The 17,513-nt window shown below is 58.8% G+C and carries 21 protein-coding genes; 15 read left to right on the top strand and 6 right to left on the bottom strand.

The features are described from left to right. Positions 1 to 38: 38 nt before the first annotated feature. Positions 39 to 593, top strand: a complete 555-nt coding sequence (locus AC2FH0_RS12180; RefSeq protein WP_142635367.1) for a YqgE/AlgH family protein — start codon at positions 39 to 41, stop codon at positions 591 to 593. Here AC2FH0_RS12180 and AC2FH0_RS12175 read toward each other — a convergent pair whose 3' ends face one another. After that, complete coding sequence (locus tag AC2FH0_RS12175) at positions 594 to 1,544, bottom strand: L-threonylcarbamoyladenylate synthase (RefSeq protein WP_496691827.1); 951 nt, start codon at positions 1,542 to 1,544, stop codon at positions 594 to 596. A gap of 138 nt (positions 1,545 to 1,682) precedes the next feature. Between AC2FH0_RS12175 and AC2FH0_RS12170 the strand changes: the two genes are divergently transcribed. The 7 genes from AC2FH0_RS12170 (at position 1,683) to AC2FH0_RS12140 (ending at position 8,196) form a co-directional block, all read left to right on the top strand. Beyond that, positions 1,683 to 3,389: an acyl-CoA dehydrogenase gene (locus AC2FH0_RS12170; RefSeq protein ID WP_496700962.1), complete on the top strand. Its 1,707-nt coding sequence runs from the start codon at positions 1,683 to 1,685 to the stop codon at positions 3,387 to 3,389. Then, positions 3,389 to 4,435, top strand: coding sequence for an MBL fold metallo-hydrolase (locus tag AC2FH0_RS12165; protein WP_142635372.1), 1,047 nt, complete (start codon positions 3,389 to 3,391; stop codon positions 4,433 to 4,435). The genes AC2FH0_RS12170 and AC2FH0_RS12165 overlap by 1 nt, the downstream gene beginning before the upstream one ends. A 5-nt stretch (positions 4,436 to 4,440) precedes the next feature. Next, positions 4,441 to 4,890, top strand: a complete 450-nt coding sequence (locus tag AC2FH0_RS12160) for a DUF6173 family protein (RefSeq protein ID WP_496691825.1) — start codon at positions 4,441 to 4,443, stop codon at positions 4,888 to 4,890. Between the two features lie 36 nt (positions 4,891 to 4,926). Next, positions 4,927 to 6,792 carry a glycerophosphodiester phosphodiesterase family protein gene (locus AC2FH0_RS12155; RefSeq protein WP_496789425.1) on the top strand — a complete coding sequence of 622 codons (1,866 nt, stop codon included), beginning with the start codon at positions 4,927 to 4,929 and terminating at the stop codon, positions 6,790 to 6,792. Then, positions 6,779 to 7,339: a hypothetical protein gene (locus tag AC2FH0_RS12150; protein ID WP_496789423.1), complete on the top strand. Its 561-nt coding sequence runs from the start codon at positions 6,779 to 6,781 to the stop codon at positions 7,337 to 7,339. The genes AC2FH0_RS12155 and AC2FH0_RS12150 overlap by 14 nt, the downstream gene beginning before the upstream one ends. Positions 7,340 to 7,407: 68 nt before the next feature. Continuing rightward, positions 7,408 to 7,542, top strand: a complete 135-nt coding sequence (locus AC2FH0_RS12145) for an aa3-type cytochrome c oxidase subunit IV (protein ID WP_142635378.1) — start codon at positions 7,408 to 7,410, stop codon at positions 7,540 to 7,542. 21 nt (positions 7,543 to 7,563) lie between these two features. Continuing rightward, complete coding sequence (locus AC2FH0_RS12140) at positions 7,564 to 8,196, top strand: hypothetical protein (RefSeq protein ID WP_496789422.1); 633 nt, start codon at positions 7,564 to 7,566, stop codon at positions 8,194 to 8,196. Here the strand turns inward: AC2FH0_RS12140 and AC2FH0_RS12135 are convergent. After that, a complete protein-coding gene (locus tag AC2FH0_RS12135) occupies positions 8,185 to 8,517 on the bottom strand; it encodes an AzlD domain-containing protein (RefSeq protein WP_142635382.1) in 333 nt (110 codons plus the stop codon). The genes AC2FH0_RS12140 and AC2FH0_RS12135 overlap by 12 nt on opposite strands. Continuing rightward, complete coding sequence (locus AC2FH0_RS12130) at positions 8,514 to 9,224, bottom strand: AzlC family ABC transporter permease (protein WP_496689036.1); 711 nt, start codon at positions 9,222 to 9,224, stop codon at positions 8,514 to 8,516. The genes AC2FH0_RS12135 and AC2FH0_RS12130 overlap by 4 nt, the downstream gene beginning before the upstream one ends. A 49-nt stretch (positions 9,225 to 9,273) precedes the next feature. On the opposite strand from AC2FH0_RS12130, the gene AC2FH0_RS12125 reads away from it, so the two are divergent. The 5 genes from AC2FH0_RS12125 to AC2FH0_RS12105 are packed head-to-tail and all read left to right on the top strand — an operon-like array spanning position 9,274 to position 13,085. Beyond that, positions 9,274 to 10,161 carry a formate dehydrogenase accessory sulfurtransferase FdhD gene (locus AC2FH0_RS12125; RefSeq protein WP_496676784.1) on the top strand — a complete coding sequence of 296 codons (888 nt, stop codon included), beginning with the start codon at positions 9,274 to 9,276 and terminating at the stop codon, positions 10,159 to 10,161. Beyond that, positions 10,158 to 10,694, top strand: a complete 537-nt coding sequence (locus AC2FH0_RS12120; protein WP_496789421.1) for a hypothetical protein — start codon at positions 10,158 to 10,160, stop codon at positions 10,692 to 10,694. Before AC2FH0_RS12125 ends, AC2FH0_RS12120 begins: the two co-directional genes overlap by 4 nt. Then, positions 10,691 to 11,335 (top strand): molybdenum cofactor guanylyltransferase MobA, encoded by a 645-nt coding sequence (gene mobA / locus AC2FH0_RS12115; RefSeq protein ID WP_496706179.1) that lies wholly within the window; start codon positions 10,691 to 10,693, stop codon positions 11,333 to 11,335. The genes AC2FH0_RS12120 and mobA overlap by 4 nt, the downstream gene beginning before the upstream one ends. Next, on the top strand, positions 11,332 to 11,823 hold the full coding sequence (mobB, locus tag AC2FH0_RS12110) for a molybdopterin-guanine dinucleotide biosynthesis protein B (RefSeq protein WP_142635390.1): 492 nt from the start codon (positions 11,332 to 11,334) through the stop codon (positions 11,821 to 11,823). Before mobA ends, mobB begins: the two co-directional genes overlap by 4 nt. Then, a complete protein-coding gene (locus AC2FH0_RS12105) occupies positions 11,820 to 13,085 on the top strand; it encodes a molybdenum cofactor synthesis domain-containing protein (protein WP_142635392.1) in 1,266 nt (421 codons plus the stop codon). Before mobB ends, AC2FH0_RS12105 begins: the two co-directional genes overlap by 4 nt. On the opposite strand, the gene AC2FH0_RS12100 is transcribed toward AC2FH0_RS12105, so the two are convergent. From AC2FH0_RS12100 to AC2FH0_RS12090, 3 genes are all read right to left on the bottom strand, one after another. After that, a complete protein-coding gene (locus AC2FH0_RS12100) occupies positions 13,082 to 14,074 on the bottom strand; it encodes a hypothetical protein (protein WP_142635394.1) in 993 nt (330 codons plus the stop codon). The two genes, AC2FH0_RS12105 and AC2FH0_RS12100, sit on opposite strands and share 4 nt — an antisense overlap. A gap of 17 nt (positions 14,075 to 14,091) precedes the next feature. Then, entirely contained in the window at positions 14,092 to 14,562 is a 471-nt protein-coding gene (greA, locus tag AC2FH0_RS12095; protein ID WP_142635396.1) for a transcription elongation factor GreA, read from the bottom strand. A gap of 238 nt (positions 14,563 to 14,800) precedes the next feature. Next, positions 14,801 to 15,181, bottom strand: a complete 381-nt coding sequence (locus AC2FH0_RS12090; protein WP_496709220.1) for a VOC family protein — start codon at positions 15,179 to 15,181, stop codon at positions 14,801 to 14,803. An 86-nt stretch (positions 15,182 to 15,267) separates the two neighbouring features. On the opposite strand from AC2FH0_RS12090, the gene soxR reads away from it, so the two are divergent. Together soxR and AC2FH0_RS12080 are read left to right on the top strand one after the other, a co-directional pair. Then, positions 15,268 to 15,723 (top strand): redox-sensitive transcriptional activator SoxR, encoded by a 456-nt coding sequence (gene soxR, locus AC2FH0_RS12085; protein WP_142635400.1) that lies wholly within the window; start codon positions 15,268 to 15,270, stop codon positions 15,721 to 15,723. Positions 15,724 to 15,859: 136 nt separating this feature from the next. Continuing rightward, positions 15,860 to 17,506 (top strand): electron transfer flavoprotein-ubiquinone oxidoreductase, encoded by a 1,647-nt coding sequence (locus AC2FH0_RS12080; RefSeq protein ID WP_271948491.1) that lies wholly within the window; start codon positions 15,860 to 15,862, stop codon positions 17,504 to 17,506. The last annotated feature ends 7 nt before the right edge of the window (positions 17,507 to 17,513 follow it).

Genomic DNA, 17,513 nt, shown 5'->3' with positions numbered 1-17,513 from the left:
GGCATTGTTGATGGGAGCTCAGCAAGAGATGTCGTCTTATGGATCTGACCGGTAAACTGTTGATTGCGATGCCTGGGATGGGCGATCCGCGTTTCGATCATTCGGTTGTCTATATTTGCAGCCATGGCGACGATGGCGCGATGGGTCTGATCATCAACAAACCTTCGGATTTACGCATAAAGACGCTGCTGGGTCAGTTGAATATCGCTTGCCGTATCCCGATCGTGGGTGAGCGTCTGGTGCATTTCGGCGGCCCGGTCGAGATGTCGCGCGGATTCGTCCTGCACAGCGCCGATTATGACGCGAACCTCCATTCCCTGCAGATTTCGGACGATTTCAGCATGACTGCAACGTTGGACGTGCTTGAAGACCTGGCCTCGGGGCAAGGGCCGCTGAATTCTATGCTGACGCTAGGGTATTCAGGCTGGGGACCCGGGCAGCTTGAGGATGAGATCGCGATGAACGGATGGCTCACAACCGAGGCGGATTCGAAGCTGGTGTTCGATGTCCCCGATGATCAGAAATGGGAGGCGGCGCTGGCAACGCTGGGTGTCGATCCTCTGACTTTGTCGGCCAGCGCAGGGCGCGCCTGATCAACTGTCACGTGGCGCTGCGGCCCGGCGCAACCGGTCGTTGATAGCGGCACCCAATCCGTGGTCCGGAATAGGGGACACGGCAATCGGGCGTCCGGTGCTGTTGAGCTTGTGCAAAGCCGCAAACAGATTGGCCGCCGCCTCGGTCAGGTTGCCATCAGCGGACAGGTTCAGGTCGCATTCGACCGGCCCAAATCCCAAGAGAATCTCGTCACCATATGTAGTCTGCGCGTGCAACCGGACCGCCTCGTCCGGCGCGTAATGCGACAGCATCTGTCCGGGTGCTGTTAGCGTGTCGCCGGATTGGTGTAGATGCAATGCCGAGCCGAGAGCTGCTTCGATCTGGTCCAAAGCCACCCCGCCGGGGCGTAGCAGTGCAGGTTCTCCAGCGAGGCCGACAATGGTGGATTCCAGCCCGACACCACAGGGACCATCATCCAGAATGGCAGCGATGCGCCCGTCCAGACCGGCGCGGACATGCGCGGCTGTTGTCGGGCTGATCTGTCCCGAAGGGTTGGCCGAGGGCGCAGCGACCGGCCCGTCGAACATCTCGAGAATAGCCCGGGCAGAAGGATGCGCAGGCACCCGAACCGCCAATGTATCCAGCCCGGCAGTGACAAGCGACGATACACCGTGCCCTTCCCGCAGCGGCAGAACCAGAGTCAGCGGGCCGGGCCAGAACGCCTGTGCCAACGCCTCGGCCTGATCTGACCATTCAACAAACTTGCGCGCGGACTCTACCGATGCGACATGCGCAATCAGAGGGTTGAAACTGGGTCGGCCCTTGGCGGCATAGATGCTGGCGACAGCCTCTCCGTTGCGGGCATCCCCACCCAGCCCATAGACCGTTTCAGTCGGGAAAGCGACCAGCTGTCCCTGCCTCAAAAGATCCGCAGCCTGAGCAATTCCCGCCGGGTCGGCTGACAGTTCGAGTGTACCGTTAGAGATCATTGTGAGTGACGCCGCGTTTTGATTGCTTGTAGCATAAGGATGGGTACGTAATCGTTCAAACCCAGATGAATAACGGCGAGTCAGCGGATTTCCAACCCCGGCGTCGCGGACCGTTTAAGACAGCCCCGAGGTAATATTATGCCCTATCGCGCACCAGTTGCAGATTACGAATTTCTGTTCCGCCATGCGGTTGATTTTGATCGTATTGCAGCGACCGACAAGTTCGCGGAAGCAAGCGAAGACGTCGTCAGCGCCATCCTGACCGAGGCTGGAAAACTCTGCGAAGAGGTCATGGCGCCGCTTCAGCGGAACGGAGACCTAGAGCCCGCGCGTCTGGAAAACGGCGTGTTGCGTACCTCGCCAGGATTTAGCGACGGTTGGAACGCTATTGCCGAGGGGGGCTGGATCGGCATGAGCGCTGATCCCGAATATGGCGGTATGGGGCTGCCGATGACCTTGACCACTGCCGTCAACGAGATGATGTCTGCGGCCTGCCTGTCACTGCAACTGGCGCCGCTGATGACGCAGGGCCAGATCGAAGCACTGGAGCACCACGCAAGTGATGAGCTGAAGAACCTATACCTGCCCAAAATGATCGCTGGTGAATGGTCGGGCACGATGAACCTGACGGAGCCGCAGGCGGGATCGGATGTGGGTGCGCTGACGTCGAAGGCAGAATCGAATGGAGATGGCACCTATTCGGTGTCTGGTCAGAAGATCTTCATTTCCTGGGGTGACAACGATTTTGCTGAAAACGTGTGCCATCTGGTGTTGGCACGCCTGCCCGATGCTGTTCCCGGAACCAAGGGAATATCGCTGTTTCTGGTGCCCAAATACCTGCCGGACGAGAATGGCAATCCGGGTGTGGCAAATGACCTGAAAGTGGTTTCGCTCGAGCACAAGATGGGTCTGCATGGTTCGCCAACTTGCGTGATGCAGTATGATGGCGCCAAAGGTTGGCTTGTGGGTAAGGAACATGGTGGAATGGCTGCGATGTTCACCATGATGAACAACGCGCGACTGGGCGTCGGCGGACAGGGTATCGGTGCCGCCGAAGGCGCCTATCAGCAGGCCCTAGAATATGCGCTTGAGCGGAAGCAAGGCAAGACACCTTCGGGCACAATCCTCGATCACGCCGATGTACGCCGGATGCTGATGAGTATGCGTGCGGATACTTTTGCTGCGCGTGCGATCATGCTTGCAAACGCAGCCGCGATCGATATGGCCAATGCAACAGGCGACGCGGACTGGGTTTCGCGCGCGGCCTTGTTGACGCCGATAAACAAGGCCTTCGGTACCGAAACCGGTATGCGGGTTTCGGAAGAAGGCGTGCAGGTCCATGGCGGTATGGGCTTTATCGAGGAGACCGGCGCGGCACAGTTCTATCGCGACGTCCGTGTGACCGCGATTTACGAGGGCACCAACGGCATTCAGGCCATGGACCTTGTCGCACGCAAGATGATGGATGGCGGCGAAGCGGCGTCCCGTTTGCTGGACGAAATCGAGGATCACGCTGAACGCGCGCGTGGGTCGATGCCGGAACTGGCGGGTCCTGTCTGGGAGGCCACGGAAAGCCTGCGTGAAACGACCGAGTGGTTGATATCGCAGTCCGACATGAACACGCGATTTGCCGGCGCCGTGCCCTATCTGAAGGCATTCGCCCGCGTTTTGGGCGGTCACTATCACCTCAAGGCGGCCCTGGCCGAGCCAAACGGCACCCGTTTCAAGCTGGCACGCTTTTATATCAATGCGCTGTTGCCTGAGTTTTCGGGGCTTTTGGTTCAGGCGCAGAACGGTGCAGATGACGTCTTTGCTCTCAGCGCCGAGGAAATGGTAGCTGCCTGATGGACGGTGATACACATTTGACGATCCGCTATCCTTGGCCCGAGGCTCCGGCCCTGGGCGAGGCCGTTGAAATTGCCGAAGGCGTGCTTTGGATGCGGTTGCCGCTGCCTATGGCGCTGGATCACGTCAATATCTATGCGCTGGATGATGGCGACGGATGGACGGTGATCGACACTGGCATGTCCTCGAACAAGACGCGCCGTATTTGGGCGGACCTGATGGCAGGACCGCTGGGGGGCAAACCCGTGACGCGCGTGGTGGTGACCCATCACCATCCCGATCACGTTGGCAATGCCGGTTGGTTTCAATCTGAACACGGGGCCGAGCTGGTCACGTCGCGTACTGCATGGCTGTTTGCACGGATGCTGACGCTGGATGTGCAGGAAAACTGGCCGCAGGAAACGCTGGATTACTACCGAAGCGCCGGGATGGATGCCGATTTCCTTGCCAAAAGGATGACAGAACGGCCCTTCAATTTCTGCGACACGGTCTATCCGATGCCGCTGGGCTTTACCCGGATCAAACAGGGCAGCGTCATTCGTATGGGTGGGCGCGACTGGGATGTTCATATGGGCAATGGCCACGCTCCCGAACATGCAACTTTTTGGAGCCGTGACGATAATCTGGTGATCACGGGCGACCAGGTTCTCAGCTCGATCAGCCCCAATCTGGGCGTCTATGTTACCGAGCCCATGGCGGATCCCGTGGCGGAGTGGATGGAAGCCTGCGAGCGCCTGCAAGACCTGGCGCGCCCGGATCATATGGCGCTGGGCGGGCACAAACTGCCCTTTACCGGCCTGCCGGTCAGGATGAGGCAGTTGATCGACAACCACCACAGCGCGCTGGACCGTCTGCAGAATTATCTGGACCAGCCCAAAACCGCTGCTGAGTGCTTTGTGCCCTTGTTCAAACGCCAGATCGGTGAAGGAGAGTATGGGCTTGCTCTGGTCGAAGCAGTTGCACATCTGAACCATCTCTACCACATTGGTGCTGTTACCCGAACGCGGCGCGCGGACGGGGCGTGGGAGTTTCAGCGCAAGGGGTAGAAGGCATGGACAAGATCGAAACCTCAGCCGAGGCAGCGGAATCAGCAGCATTGCCCCGATGTTACGAGGTGCATGCCAACCCGGATACGAAATCCGGCGCCAAGGACCTGCCCGGCCAGTTGCAAAAGCCCGTAGCCACAAAAAGTTCGGCGCAATGGGCCTATGAACGGTTGATCCTGTATATCCAGAATTTCGAGAATACGCTGGATGCGGATCATGAGGTCGCCATGGGATTTACTGGCGGTGATGCCGGGGTAATGCGGATCGAAGGGATGGGCTATTTCGACCCTGATATCATCACTTTTTATGGCGCAGATGGGTCCGGGGCGCGAACCCAGCTCGTGCAGCATGTCAGCCAGTTGAATGTAATGCTGCGAGCGCTGCCCAAGTCGGTCGAGGATAAGCCCGCCAATCGCATCGGATTCCGACTGGCGGCTGATCTGGAAGAAAACTGATAGCCTGACTTGCAATTCACGTCTGCGCAGCCTTGAATGAATCAATCATTTGGGGGGCGCAACGTGGCCACTTTCTCTGCCGTTACAAAAGCATACAAGGGCGCGTGGGCACGCCGCCGGGTCTTTGTGCCGATCTATGTCGCCGTGCGCCTGTTGCTGATTGCGCTGATTGCGCCGGGCGTGGCGATTGCGGTGAACCTAGCGGTTTCGCTCTCCAGTCAGACCGCCCTGACGGATCAGGATATTGCCGCGTTCATCCTGTCTCCGCTGGGGTTTGCGGTCGCAATCGCAATGCTCAGCCTGTTCCTGCTGGCCGAGGTCTTTGTCTTCTCGGTCATGGCCGGGTCGCTGAGGATGGGCGAAAGCGATCCGTGGCGCGCGGGGAGCGCGGCGATCAAGTTGATCCTGTCGCGCCTGCCTGCGCTGTTTGGATTTGCTGCACGCCTGGTTCTGCGGATCATCCTGTTGATCCTGCCTTTCGCCGCTATCGCTGCTCTGATCGCCTGGTGGACGCTGACCGAGTATGACATCAACTATTACCTGACCTTCCATCCGCCGTCTTTCTGGATCGCCGTTGCGCTGATCGGAGCTGTGGTGCTGGTCATGGCATGGGTGCTGATCCGCAAGCTGTCCGCATGGGCGCTGGGACTGCATCTGGTTCTGTTCGAAAACCTGCCACCGGCTGATGCTTTCCAGGTCAGCGCGGATCGGATGGAGGGCAAGCGCGGGCGGCTCAAGATCGCACTGGTGTTCTGGCTGGGGCTGAGGGCAGTTCTTGCCGCGCTGATCGCTTGGGGCGCGGGATCATTATTCGCGTTGGTGCCCCTGCAGGGGGCAGAGCATCTGCGGCTGGCGCTAGTTTACAGCCTTCTGGTCGCCGGGCTCTGGTCGTTGGCCGGGCTGGTTTTGGCAGCCACCGCGCTGGGAGCACTGGCGGTTTTGCTGGACGGTTTTTTCGAGATCCGGACCTCTGAACCACCACATCCCGCGCCAGGCAATCTGCGCATTGGTCTGCTGAGTGCTGTTGGCATTGCGGCGGTGGCGGTATTGGTCGGGCTCTGGTTCGGTCAATCCCTGCTGGAACGCGTTCAGGCCCCTGACAGGGCCGAGGTGATCGGCCACCGTGGTGCCGCTGCGTTACGGCCGGAAAACACCATGGCCTCGGTTCTGAAGGCGATTGAGGACGGGGCGGACTGGGTTGAAATCGACGTGCAGGAAACGGCGGATGATGAGATAATCGTCGCCCATGATAGCGATTTCATGAAGCTGGCCGGGGTGAACCTGAAGGTCTGGGATGCCACGATGGAAGACGTGGCCGAGATCGATATCGGCAGTTGGTTTGGCCCGGAATACGCAGATGAACGCACGCCAACACTGCGCGACGTACTGGCTGCGGCCAAAGGCAGGGCCAAGGTGATCATCGAGTTGAAATATTACGGTCATGACGTCGATCTGGAAAACCGCGTTGCGGCCTTGGTCGAGGAATTCGGCATGGAGGATGACATCGCCACCATGTCGTTGAAATATCCAACTGTGCAAAAGATGAAGGCACTGCGCCCTGAATGGCGAGCGGGGGTTTTGGCGGCAACCGCTGTGGGCGATCTGTCGGGTCTCGAAGGGGATTTTGTGGCTGTCAACGCCGCCATGGCCACGCCGGGGCTGGTACGTTCGGTGCAGGCCGCGGGCAAGGATATCTATGTCTGGACGGTGAATGACCCGTTGCAAATGTCGGCCATGGCCTCGATGGGGGTGGATGGGCTGATCACGGACCGACCGGCAATGGCCAAAGAAGTCTTGCGTATCCGCGCTGAAATGGGGCCGGCAGAACGTCTGATGCTGTGGCTGGCAACGGTGCTCGGCATGGCCGTTGATACCGATGCGATGCGCGATGAAAGCCCGTAATCTGGCCGTTTCTCTGGCGCTGATCGCGGCGCCAGTCGACGCGCAGGACTTTATGCGCAGTCTTGAGATGCCCGCCCATCGCGCGCTGATCGCACAGCGGGGCGCTGCGGAATTGACGCCGTTTGAAACGGATGGCTGCTCGGGCGGGTTGTCAGCCAGCTGGCGCTTTGTGGCCGACACATTTCCCAGTTTTCAAGCCCTGTTCGAGGCGCATCCCCCATGGGAGAGTTGCTGTGTCAGCCATGACCGGGCCTATCACCACGCGGGCGGAGGCCTGCGCCCCGAAGACAGTTATGACGCGCGCCTGTCAGCCGATGACAGCCTGAGAGCCTGCGTGCGGCAACACGGGGATGAGAACGCCGAAATTTACGCCGAACGCTATGACATGACTTCGGATCAGATACGATCCGCCCATGCCATAACCGCCGAGGCCATGTATGGCGCGGTGCGATTGGGCGGGGCGCCCTGTTCGGGCCTGCCCTGGCGGTGGGGGTTCGGATATCGCGGGTGTTCGGTCTTTGATTCCGTGTCACCTGCGCCCGAATGACGTGGTGACAGGCCCGAGATTTTCGACTATCCAACGTATCAAACACGCGAATTAGGATTCTGAAAATCATGGCTGAACATAAGCACGGCGAAATGGACATCACCGTTCAAACCAAAACCTTCAACGGTTTCGTAAAAGCGACCACATGGTGCGTGGTGGCGATTGCTTTCCTTTGCTTGTTTCTGGCGGTTTTCGCCGCTTAATCCCGGGCGAGGCTGACCGCCGTGATCAGATTTGTGATTGCCTGCCTGCTGGCAGCAACAGTGGCTGGCTGTGCCGGTTCGCAGCGTCCGCAGGCCGATCAGACCGAAGTTGTGGCCCGTTCCTATCGTGATCCGGGACCATCAACACTGACGCTCTATACCATGATCAGCACCCGGACCGGTTCGGGGGCGCATACCTCGCTGATGATAAGCGGCAGCGAGAGGGTGATCTTTGACCCCGCCGGATCATTTCGCGCCGATGTAGTGCCGATCCGAAACGATGTTCTGTATGGCATCACGCCGAATGTCGAACGCGCTTATCGCAGCAGCCACGCGCGCGAAACGCATTATGCGCGTATCCAGACGATTCAGGTGACACCACAGCAGGCCGAAATTGCCCTGCAACTGGCCAAGCAGATGGGCCCTGTATCCGAAGCGTTTTGCGCCAACTCAACCTCGCAGCTATTGCAGCAGGTGCCGGGTTTCGGGCAGATCAATACGACCTTCTACCCGGTCAAGCTGTCCGATCAGTTCGGTGAACTCCCCGGCGTCGTGACCACCGAATACCGCGAGAATGACGATGCTGACCTGCAGGCCGGCTTGGCCTCGAACAATGCGCGCCTGAACCAGTTGGAAGCGGCCTCAACCCAATAGGTACAGCAAGCCATAGAGCGTGCCCGCCCCGGCAAAGATGGCAATGACCACGTTTTTTGTGATGACACCAACCGCCAAAGCAACCGCTGCGGCGGCCATGCGCGGCACGTCGGGCTGACCATCCGTTGCGGTTGGCCAGACCACCAGCGGCGCAATCAGGGCCGGAACGATGGCTACGGCGGTATAGCGCAGGTGGCGTAACAACCAGGGTGGCATCGGGCGGTCTCCGACGATGCCGATAAAGGTAAAGCGTAGGGCAAAGCTGCCGATCGCCAAGCCAACGATAATGCTCCACATGGTCACCGGATCAATCTGTGTCATGACCTATTCCGCTCTAACATCAATTCGGCCTGCGCCCCTGCGATCATCCCGGCGGTCCCGGCGATCAGCAGGCCCAGGTTGAACGGCACGCCTACGGTCAACAGAGCAACGGTTATGGCGACTAAGGCGGCGATGACATGGGCAAGCGTCCTCATCATCGGCCCGATCATTGCCAGGAATGTGATCGGAAGTGCAAAATCCAGCGCCCAGCTTTCTGGAATCTGTGCGCCCAAAACTGCGCCCAGATAAGTTGCCAAAATCCAAAGCGGCGTAATCGGTGTGACCGAGCCAAAGAAATAGGCCATTCGCTGCGGCACGGTCATATCGGGCTCTTTTTCGAACTGTACAATGGAGCAGGCATAGGACTGATCGACCGTCAGATAGGCGGCGCAGGCCCGTTGCCACAGGGGGGCCGCCCCAAGATAAGGCGTCAGTGAGGCCGAATACATTGCCACGCGTAGGTTTACCGCCAGGGCCGATGCCAGAACGATCAGGCTGGGTGTGTTGTCCTGCAACAGCTGCAGGGCGGTGAACTGGGCCGCCCCGGCAAAGACAGCCGCCGAAAAGGCGATTGTCTGGATAATATCCAGCCCAGCCTCGGTCGCAAATACGCCGAAAAGGGTGCCGAACGGAATTGCCACAAAGATAAACGGCGCTCCATCACGAAAACCCTTCCAGAAGTATGACTTGGATGTGGTGTAAGCCATGGCAAATTCCTATGGTATCGCCAACAGCAGTAGCGATCTTGGGAAAGGGTTGCAATTGGCCACGAAACCGGATGCCACCGACTACATCATCGCCCCTGATCCTGGCGCGGTCCGCCTGACCCGTGCGGTCGAAGGCATCGACCAGAATGGCGCGGTCAGCCGGATCTCGGTTGTCGAGGAACGCCCCCTGACGATTTTCCTCAACGCGCAGGAAATCGTGACTGCAATGACAATCGGCGATTACCCTGAATATCTGGCGCTGGGGTTCCTGCGCAATCAGGGGATGCTGTTAGCCGATGATGACATTACCGGCGTGGATTACGATGACGATCTGGAAACCGTGGTGGTGCGCACCGCGCGCGAAACCTCATATGAGGATAAGCTGAAGAAAAAGACCCGAACCAGCGGCTGCGCGGTCGGCACTGTGTTTGGTGACATGATGGAAGGGCTGGAGGACGTGCGCCTGCCGCAGGTTCAGGTCCGCACCTCATGGCTGTATGATCTGGCAGCCAAGATCAACCGAACCCCTTCATTGTATCTTGAGGCTGGTGCAATTCACGGCACGGTCCTGTGTCGGGAAAACCGACCGTTGGTCTACATGGAGGACGTGGGACGCCACAACGCGGTCGACAAGATCGCCGGCTGGATGCTGTCCGAAAATGTGGGGGCCGAGGACAAGATCCTCTACACTACAGGCCGTCTGACCTCGGAAATGGTCATCAAGACTGCAATGATGGGCATCCCGGTTCTGGCGTCACGATCAGGGTTCACCGCTTGGGGTGTCGAAATCGCGCGTGAGGTTGGCCTGACGCTGATCGGTCGTATGCGGGGGCAGCGGTTCGTGTGCCTTGCGGGCGAGGATCGACTGGTGCGGGATGTGGACCCGTCGACAGTGGCGGTCGAAGATAAAAAGCATAGACGGAAGAGTGCGGAATGATTTTGGAAGTCTTTGGTTTATTTATTTTATTCGTCGCGACATTGGGCTTGCTGCCATTGATGGTCTATGTGTTCTGGCTCCTTGAGCGGTCGAAACGCGCGATCATTGAGGGTATGGCGCAATTGGACGTCAACCTGCGTAACCGTCTGGGGTGGGCGCCAGAGGAATACCTCAGCATTTGGAACATCGCTGCCCCCTTTCGGCTTGGTTGGCAGGCATGGGCGGAGTTGTCTCAAAAACAAGCACTCGTGCTTCAGCGGGTTTTGATGCACGGTCTGCCTGAGTTTGCCGGGATACCAGATGAGGTCAGAAAGGCGGTGCGCACGTATCGGTGCTGTTTTGGTCTTATCTTTGCTGTTGGGGCCGTCTTAGTGTTTTTGCCAGCCCACTATAGCCTGAGTCACAAGGCGGCCGAATTGACGGGGTGGCCTGCAATTATTTGGTTTACAGCATTCGGATTGGCCGTCTGTCCATTGCTTTTCCTGCCCACCCAGAAATTCAGGAAATGGCCCGCGCTTGAGGAGATCAAATGACCCGCCCCCTCGGCATCATCCTCGCAGGAGGCCTTGCCACTCGGATGGGTGGTGGCGACAAAGGCTTGCTGACAGTCGGTGGGCAGAGCCTGCTGTCTCATGTCATTGACCGGTTTGGCCCGCAGGTGGTCGGTCTGGCGCTGAATGCCAATGGTGATCCCGAACGGTTCGCCGACCTCAACCTGCCGGTTCTTCCCGACACGATTGAAGGTTTCGCCGGGCCTCTGGCGGGTGTGCTGGCGGGGCTCGATTGGGCAGCAGAACAGGGCGCCGACAGTATCGTCACCGCCGCTGCCGACACGCCGTTTTTTCCGCGCGATCTTGTGGCGCGCCTAACGGATGCTGCTCAAGGGCAAACCCATCCGCTGGTGCTGGCGACTACGCCTCGAACCGGGGATGAAGCACTGAAATCCGGCGGCGGTAAACGGGTCAACCGGCATCCGACATTTGGCCTCTGGCCTGTCGCGTTGCGAGATGATTTGCGGGACGCCTTGAATGACGGGCTACGCAAGGTTGTGCTGTGGACAGATAAACATGATGGCCGTGAGGCGCTGTTTCCGGCGGAGCCGTTTGACCCCTTCTTCAATGTCAACACGCCCGACGATCTGGCGCGGGCGCAAAAGCTGCTGGAGCAGGCATGAAGGTCTATGGCGTCACCGGCTGGAAAAACGCGGGCAAGACCGGCCTGATGGAGCGTTTGGTGGCCGAGATCACCGCGCGCGGCTTTTCGGTTTCGACCGTCAAACATGCCCATCACGCCGCCGATGTCGACCAGCCCGGCACGGACAGTTTCCGCCATCGAGAAGCCGGTGCGTCCGAGGTGCTGTTGGCGTCCGGCAAGCGCATTGCGATGATGCAGGAACTGCGCGGCGCACCCGAGCCGCCTCTCTCTGATCTGCTGGCACGCTTGGCTCCGGTTGATCTTGTGCTGATCGAGGGGTTCAAACGCGAAGCCCACCCCAAGGTCGAGGCGTATCGGGTGGCCGCTGGAAATCCGTTGATCGCGGCCGAGAACGAAACTGTGCGCGCGGTTGCCAGTGACACAGAGCTGAACTTCGACCGTCCGGTTTTTGATCTGGACGACACCGCAGCCATCGCAGGGTTCATTCTGCAAGAGGTAGGATTATGAGCAAACCGGACATTGCCCCACCGCCCTTGCGCAACGATTGTTTTGCCTTGCCTGCGGGCGTGAGCTGGACGCCGGTTGACAAAGCGTTGGCCCTGCTGCGCGACCGCCTTTCGGTCGTGATGGGGGCTGAAACCGTTCCGTTGGCACAAGCCGCAGGTCGGATTTTGGCCGCCGATGTATATGCCCAACGTTCGAACCCGCCGCAGGCAAATACGGCGGTAGATGGCTATGGCTTTGCCGGTCCGGTTCCGGATGGGCCGCATGTGATGCCGCTGCAAGACGGGCGTGCTGCGGCTGGTGTTCCCTTTGATGGTCAGCTTGCGCCCGGCCACGCCATACGGATTCTGACTGGTGCGGCCCTGCCCGATGGGGTGGACACCGTTATTCTGGAAGAGGACGTGACAGTTCAGGACGGGCATATCGCCTTTCGCGGCCCCCTGAAACAGGGTGCCAATACCCGCAATGCGGGCGAAGATGTGGTTGGAGGTGATCTGGCTTTGCCCGCTGGACGCCGGTTGACACCTGCCGATCTGGCCCTTCTCTCCGCGACGGGTGCTGGTGATCTGCTGGTTCGCAAAGCTCTGCGGGTAGCCGTCCTGTCAACGGGGGATGAGCTAGTCGAGGCCGGCGAGGTTGCTGAGCCAGGGCAAATCTACGATGCCAATCGCCCAATGTTGCTGGCTCTGATCCAGCGGATGGGATTCCAGCCACTGGATATGGGCCGCGTTGCCGATGATCGTGAAACCCTGCGCGAGCGGCTGAACGAAGCTGCGAAAGAGGCGGATGTTGTTCTGACTAGCGGCGGCGCGTCGGCAGGGGACGAAGACCATGTCTCCGCGCTGTTGCGGCAGGCCGGAGCGATGCAGGAATGGCGTATTGCCCTGAAACCGGGGCGACCTCTGGCTTTGGGGATTTGGGACGGAGTGCCGGTTTTCGGACTGCCCGGCAATCCAGTAGCGGCATTGGTCTGCACCCTAATCTTTGCCCGCCCGGCGCTGGGCCTGATGGCTGGCGAGGGCTGGCGGGACCCGCAGGGGTTCGATCTGCCAGCCGCCTTTGATAAGCGCAAGAAACCCGGGCGGCGGGAATATCTGCGGGCCCGCATCCGAGACGGAAAAGCCGAAGTTTTCACTTCGGAAGGGTCCGGGCGGATCAGCGGGCTAAGCTGGGCCGAAGGGCTGGTCGAGATCGAAGACGGAGCGCGCCACATCCAACCGGGTGATCTTGTCCGATTCATCCCCTATGGAAGTTTCGGAATCTAGTCGAAGGTTCCGGCCACACGCCCCAGCAACATGAAGGCCCGCGCGGTTCTTGTATCACCCAAAGCGGTCAGCTCTGCATCGCTGGCACGGGGTTCAAACTCGATGATCATGTGATCGAACCTGCGTAGAAAGTGATGGGCGGCGTCCCGGAAAATGGGATCCTGCTTCATCCGGGCCGAAGTCAGCGCCAGCGAGGAGCGGTCGCGAATGCCGCCCAAGGCCGCGACAGCCCGTCCGCGCCCACCCTGCGCAAATTGCCGCCAGATCTCGGGGCGGGCCATGTCAGGGCGCAGGTCATCCATATAGATGCCCTCTTGGCTGAGCAGGGTCAGCACGTCCTGAGAGGCCTGTACAAGCTTGGCTGTCTTGCGGTCCTTGAGCGCCAGCCGTAGGGCATCAAAGCCTTCGGTATCTTCCTGTGTTTCCGGAAAATTCAGCGCACGGATAAAGATGTCGGTGCCAAGCGGGGGCACGATATCCCCAGCTTGTGTACCCAGTTCCAGCGAAGTCTGATCGCCGTTCCCCACGGCTGTCGGTTGCTGTGCGGGTTCCCTGCGCTTGGTTGAAAACGTGGCCAGCGCGCTTTCGGCTTTCTTGGCCGTTTCCGCGATCTGATCCAGCTTTTTGGATACGGCCGGCTCATAGGTGCTGGAAGATCGCTGTTGCTGAGCGATATATGCGTTTCGGATGGCGTCAATCGAGGTTTGTAGTCGTGCGCTTTCCTCGCGCATGATCCGGCTGGCGCGCATGGCCATTGCTGCGACCCAGATCATCGCTACCGGCATGAAGACCGCCAGCAAGGTCACGACAAAGCCTCCGCCGTCGACCTCGTCGGGCAGCACCAGAAAAACAACCGAGACGATCAGCCAGATCACGCTGAGGGCGACGGCTGCAATTTCGATCTCGGTTATCGAAGGCTTGGTTGGCCTATCATATATGCCCAGTGAGGTTGGCCGATTGGCTTCCTGCTCTGGCGTGGGCTCGGACATTGGGAACGCTCCGGGGCTCAGGCGTAAGTGATACTCAGGACTTCATAAGAACGTACACCGCCAGGTGTGCGTACTTCGACACTGTCGCCTTCGTCCTTTCCAATCAGGGCGCGGGCAATAGGGGATTTGATGTTCAGCAGGCCGGCTTCGATATTGGCCTCATATTCCCCTACAATCTGCCAGGTCTTTTCCTCGTCAGTGTCTTCGTCAACAAGCGTGACCTTGGCGCCAAATTTGATAGCACCGGACAGTTTGGCAGGGTCGATCACATCGGTCAGTGAAAGGATGCCTTCCAACTCTTTGATGCGGCCTTCGATAAAACCCTGCTTTTCCCGGGCCGAATGATATTCGGCGTTTTCTTTCAGGTCACCCAGTTCCCTGGCCGAGGCGATGGCTTCGATAATAGCTGGCCGCTCGACGGATTTTAGGTTCTTGAGTTCGGCCTGAAGCGCAGCATTGCCCGCAGGCGTCATGGGAATTTTTTCCATATTCTTGTCGTCCACGCTGAAATTGTAACGCCCCGCCGCATGGAACCAGCGTCGGGGCGATTTGATGGGTTGGCAAATACCTGACCCAAATGATGCGTGAAATGCAAGAGGTCAAAGAAGACAGCAAGCTGGATTTGCGACTTAACGCCGTTGAATTGGGCGCCGTGGGCACCTGTTACGCTGTCCAAACAGCTGACCGCGCTGCCATTTCCAGGTGGTTGAGGCCATCCAGAGTGTTTCAAGCATATTGCACCACCTCAAACTCGATGCCGTTCTCATCATCGAAATAGAACCGCCTGCCGGGCTCGTAATCTGCATGCGACTTGGGGGTGAAACCTGCTTTGACCACCTTGTCTTCGGTTGCGTCGATGTCTTCGACCAGAACGCCGACATGATTCAGCCCCCCGATGATGTCATAGCTGCTTTCACCCGATGGTCTGGGATCGCTGGGTGCATAAAGCGCCAGGTAGGTATGTGCGCTACCGACATGCACGGTATAGCCACCCGCGATTGCAGGGCCTTCCCAGCGGGTTTTCCAACCGAAGACGTCCTGCATCCATTTTGCCGAAGCCTGCGGGTCGCGGACGGTGAAATTGGTGTGTTCAAGTGTCGCCATCATGGGATCTCCTATTCAATTTGAGGCTTGTCTCGACTCACCGTAATTTCTAAACCTAACTTTAGGTCAAGGAATTTTTTGAGGACGAGATGGCGATTTCAGAGGGGCTGGCAATAGGCGCTTTGGCCCAGCGCACCGGGCTGGCGGTTTCAGCGATCCGATATTACGAGGCGCAGGGTCTGATCGCCCCATGGCGCAATGCAGGTGGGCAGCGGCGATATCAGCGCGCCGACATAAGACGGTTGAGTTTTGTGATGATAGCGCAGCAATTCGGACTAACCCTGCCCGAAATCCGAGAAGTCCTGTCCGGCTTGCCCGGAAATCGTACACCAACGCCGCAGGATTGGAAAAACATCAGCAAGGATCTGCGGTCGCATCTGGATCAGCGAATCGATACGTTGATGCGCCTGCGTGACAATCTGGACGGATGCATTGGCTGTGGGTGCCTTAGTTTGCCCAAATGTGCTCTTTACAATCCTGATGACCGTGCCAAATCCAAGGGAAGTGGCCCCAGATACCTGATGGGTGACACTCCGGACACGTGATCTGCCGCATAGCGGCATAGTTACGCCGTGTTTCGATTGACCTGTGGCTTTCCCAGCATGTAATCAGCCGTGAAACAAAATTGCGCCGACCGTGCGTTAGATGCGCCAATTCGGAAAGTTAGCGAAGGAGCCCGCAATGGCCGAGATTGAACGCGAAGCGATGGAATATGACGTGGTGATCGTGGGCGCCGGCCCCGCGGGACTGTCGGCGGCCATCCGTCTGAAACAGCTGGATGCCGATCTGAACGTCGTCGTTCTGGAAAAGGGCTCGGAGGTCGGTGCGCATATCTTGTCAGGTGCGGTGCTGGACCCGTGCGGCCTGGATGCGCTGATACCGGACTGGAAGGAAAAAGGTGCGCCGCTGAACACGCCGGTTACCGAAGATAACTTCTATATGCTGGGTGAGGCCGGAAAAATCCGCATTCCGAACTTCCCGATGCCGCCGCTGATGAACAACCACGGCAACTATATCGTGTCGATGGGCAATGTCTGCCGCTGGATGGCTGAACAGGCCGAAGAGCTGGGCGTGGAAATCTTCCCCGGCATGGCCTGTTCCGAGCTGGTCTATGGCGACAATGGCGAAGTCAAAGGCGTTGTTGCCGGTGTCTTCGGCCTTGAGGCCGATGGCTCCTACGGCCCGAACACCGAGCCGGGCATGGAGCTGCACGGCAAATATGTCTTCTTGTCCGAAGGTGTGCGCGGGTCGCTGTCCAAGGAAGTGATCGCGAAATACGATCTGCAAGCCGGAAAAGAAGTCCAGAAATACGGCGTCGGCATGAAAGAGATCTGGGAGATCGACCCGGCCAAGCACAAGGAAGGCACCGTCACCCATACGATGGGCTGGCCCCTGGGCAGCAACGCGGGCGGCGGGTCTTTCATCTATCACCTGGAAAACAATCAGGTCTATGTCGGGTTTGTGGTTCACCTGAATTACAAGAACCCGCACCTGTACCCCTATATGGAATTCCAGCGCTTTAAGCATCATCCGATGGTGGCCGAGCTGCTGAAAGGCGGCAAACGCGTGGCTTATGGCGCTCGTGCGATTACTGAGGGTGGATATCAATCGATGCCCAAGCTGGTCGCGCCAGGCGTGGCGCTGCTGGGCTGTTCGGCGGGCATGGTCAATGTGCCGCGCATCAAGGGCAACCACAACGCGATGCTGTCTGGCAAAGCTGCGGCCGAGGCGGCATTTGATGCCATCAAAGCCGAGCGTTCGGGCGATGAATTGACTGTCTATGAAGCAGATGTTCGCGAAGGTGCCATCGGCAAAGACCTCAAGAAAGTGCGCAACGTCAAACCGATGTGGTCAAAGTGGGGTCTGATGCCCTCGCTGGCGCTGGGCGGTTTGGACATGTGGACAAACACTCTGGGCTTTTCGCTGTTTGGCACTCTGGGCCACGGCAAGAACGACGCGGAATCGACTGAAGAAGCCAGTAAACATAAACCGATCGACTATCCAAAGCCGGATGGCACGCTGTCCTTCGACCGCCTGACCAACGTCTCGTTCGCGATGACGAACCACGAGGAAAGTCAGCCTTGCCATCTAAAACTCTCGGACCCGGCGATTCCGGTCAGTGTCAATCTGCCCGAATTCGACGAACCGGCGCAGCGCTATTGCCCGGCGGGGGTGTATGAGATGGTCGAGGATGAAAATGGTCCGCGATTCGTGATCAACTTTCAGAACTGCGTTCACTGCAAGACCTGCGACATCAAAGATCCCAGCCAGAATATCACCTGGACCACGCCGCAGGGAGGGGATGGTCCGAACTATCCCAATATGTAAGCGAAAA

Source organism: Ruegeria sp. CDSC051, from assembly GCF_059610665.1.
Note: the sequence above shows the minus strand (reverse complement) of the source record. Positions and strands in the feature narration are given on the sequence as shown.

Coding starts and splice junctions, on each gene's coding strand:
- mobA (WP_496706179.1), top strand. CDS start 10,691: ATGACCCGCCCCCTCGGCATCATCCTCGCAGGAGGCCTTGCCACTCGG.
- AC2FH0_RS12160 (WP_496691825.1), top strand. CDS start 4,441: ATGGACAAGATCGAAACCTCAGCCGAGGCAGCGGAATCAGCAGCATTG.
- AC2FH0_RS12130 (WP_496689036.1), bottom strand. CDS start 9,224: ATGGCTTACACCACATCCAAGTCATACTTCTGGAAGGGTTTTCGTGAT.
- AC2FH0_RS12120 (WP_496789421.1), top strand. CDS start 10,158: ATGATTTTGGAAGTCTTTGGTTTATTTATTTTATTCGTCGCGACATTG.
- AC2FH0_RS12155 (WP_496789425.1), top strand. CDS start 4,927: ATGAATCAATCATTTGGGGGGCGCAACGTGGCCACTTTCTCTGCCGTT.
- AC2FH0_RS12170 (WP_496700962.1), top strand. CDS start 1,683: ATGCCCTATCGCGCACCAGTTGCAGATTACGAATTTCTGTTCCGCCAT.
- AC2FH0_RS12180 (WP_142635367.1), top strand. CDS start 39: ATGGATCTGACCGGTAAACTGTTGATTGCGATGCCTGGGATGGGCGAT.
- AC2FH0_RS12145 (WP_142635378.1), top strand. CDS start 7,408: ATGGCTGAACATAAGCACGGCGAAATGGACATCACCGTTCAAACCAAA.
- AC2FH0_RS12100 (WP_142635394.1), bottom strand. CDS start 14,074: ATGTCCGAGCCCACGCCAGAGCAGGAAGCCAATCGGCCAACCTCACTG.
- AC2FH0_RS12150 (WP_496789423.1), top strand. CDS start 6,779: ATGAAAGCCCGTAATCTGGCCGTTTCTCTGGCGCTGATCGCGGCGCCA.
- soxR (WP_142635400.1), top strand. CDS start 15,268: ATGGCGATTTCAGAGGGGCTGGCAATAGGCGCTTTGGCCCAGCGCACC.
- AC2FH0_RS12105 (WP_142635392.1), top strand. CDS start 11,820: ATGAGCAAACCGGACATTGCCCCACCGCCCTTGCGCAACGATTGTTTT.
- mobB (WP_142635390.1), top strand. CDS start 11,332: ATGAAGGTCTATGGCGTCACCGGCTGGAAAAACGCGGGCAAGACCGGC.
- AC2FH0_RS12135 (WP_142635382.1), bottom strand. CDS start 8,517: ATGACACAGATTGATCCGGTGACCATGTGGAGCATTATCGTTGGCTTG.
- greA (WP_142635396.1), bottom strand. CDS start 14,562: ATGGAAAAAATTCCCATGACGCCTGCGGGCAATGCTGCGCTTCAGGCC.
- AC2FH0_RS12165 (WP_142635372.1), top strand. CDS start 3,389: ATGGACGGTGATACACATTTGACGATCCGCTATCCTTGGCCCGAGGCT.
- AC2FH0_RS12080 (WP_271948491.1), top strand. CDS start 15,860: ATGGCCGAGATTGAACGCGAAGCGATGGAATATGACGTGGTGATCGTG.
- AC2FH0_RS12090 (WP_496709220.1), bottom strand. CDS start 15,181: ATGATGGCGACACTTGAACACACCAATTTCACCGTCCGCGACCCGCAG.
- AC2FH0_RS12175 (WP_496691827.1), bottom strand. CDS start 1,544: ATGATCTCTAACGGTACACTCGAACTGTCAGCCGACCCGGCGGGAATT.